Origin of the sequence: Azospirillum sp. TSO22-1 (assembly GCF_003116015.1) — a bacterium.
Lineage (GTDB): Bacteria > Pseudomonadota > Alphaproteobacteria > Azospirillales > Azospirillaceae > Azospirillum.
Genome location: NZ_LGQZ01000247.1, coordinates 1 through 1,117, shown reverse-complemented (window position 1 = coordinate 1,117; position 1,117 = coordinate 1). Strand labels below are relative to the sequence as shown.

The 1,117-nt window shown below is 65.7% G+C and carries 2 protein-coding genes; both read right to left on the bottom strand.

Annotated elements, in window-relative coordinates; all coding sequences use genetic code 11:
- Positions 1 to 200: 200 nt before the first annotated feature.
- On the bottom strand, positions 201 to 674 hold the full coding sequence (locus TSO221_RS34715; protein ID WP_109122984.1) for a VOC family protein: 474 nt from the start codon (positions 672 to 674) through the stop codon (positions 201 to 203).
- A 215-nt stretch (positions 675 to 889) separates the two neighbouring features.
- Positions 890 to 1,117: hypothetical protein (locus TSO221_RS34710; RefSeq protein WP_109122983.1), on the bottom strand; the 228-nt coding region annotated here is incomplete at its 5' end.

Sequence of the window (1,117 nt, the reverse complement as noted above, 5' to 3'; positions counted from 1 at the left end):
CCCCTAGAGCCCGGTCCGCCGCACCGCGGCGGAGGTGTCCGCCCGGCGGAAGCCTTGCTCCGTCAACAAGAAGGAGGTGGAAGGCCGAGCGGCGAACAGGTCGGGCGTGTCCTCATAAAACCCGATGTCCGCTCTTCCCGCGCGGCGTATCCCTTGGACCTGAACAGCCGCAAAATCCTTGATGGATCAACAGAGGACCGTCAGCCGCGCCGTGCCGCCTCGATCACGGCGACGTCGATCTTCGTCATGCCCATCATCGCCTCGAACGCGCGCTTCGCTTCAGCGCCGCCAGCCGCCAGCGCCTTGGTCAGCACGCGCGGCGTTATCTGCCAGGAGACGCCCCACTTGTCCTTGCACCAGCCGCACGCACTCTCCTGGCCGCCATTGGCGACGATGGCGTTCCAGTAGCGGTCGGTCTCGGCTTGATCGTCGGTGGCGATCTGGAATGAGAAGGCTTCGTTGTGCTGGAACGCGGGACCGCCGTTGAGGCCGAGACAAGCGACCCCGGCCACAGTGAATTCGACCGTCAGCACGTCGCCCTCCTTGCCGGACGGATAGTCGCTGGGCGCATGGTGAACGGCGACCACCGCGCTGTCGGGAAAGGTCTCGGCATAGAAGCGGGCAGCAGCCTCGGCGTCCTTATCGAACCAGAGGCAAATCGTGTTCTTTGCCATCACGTGTCCTTCCGCTTTGAGGTCAAATTCCAGCCCTATCTTCCCATCCGCTGTCTTCCGGGTTGGGTCGTCCAAGCGCATTTCTCCACCCCCGGAAGGGCCGTTTCGCCCTGGCCGTCGCTAAGGGCAACGTACGCCTCGTCGGTCAGAAGGCGGGCGTGACGCCATTGATTTTGAACGTCAGCTTCACCCCGCAAGCGGACAGTCCTGAGCGTCTATGAGCGCACGCCCTGACCGCGCTTCTGCCGCGGCGGCCCGACCGTGTCCTGCTGCACGGCCGGCACGTCCTCCGGCGGATCGACCAGCATGACGCCGAGACCGCGGGCCGACGACAGGAAGATGACGCCGTGCTCCTCCAGCGCCTTGCGCACGGCGTCGCGGGTCGTGTCCCGCACCCCGAGACGGTCCGACTCCAACCGCTTGAGGGCGGTCAAGGCGACCAG

Excerpts from the sequence above, each read along its gene's own strand:
- TSO221_RS34715 (WP_109122984.1), bottom strand. The coding sequence starts at position 674 with ATGGCAAAGAACACGATTTGCCTCTGGTTCGATAAGGACGCCGAGGCT.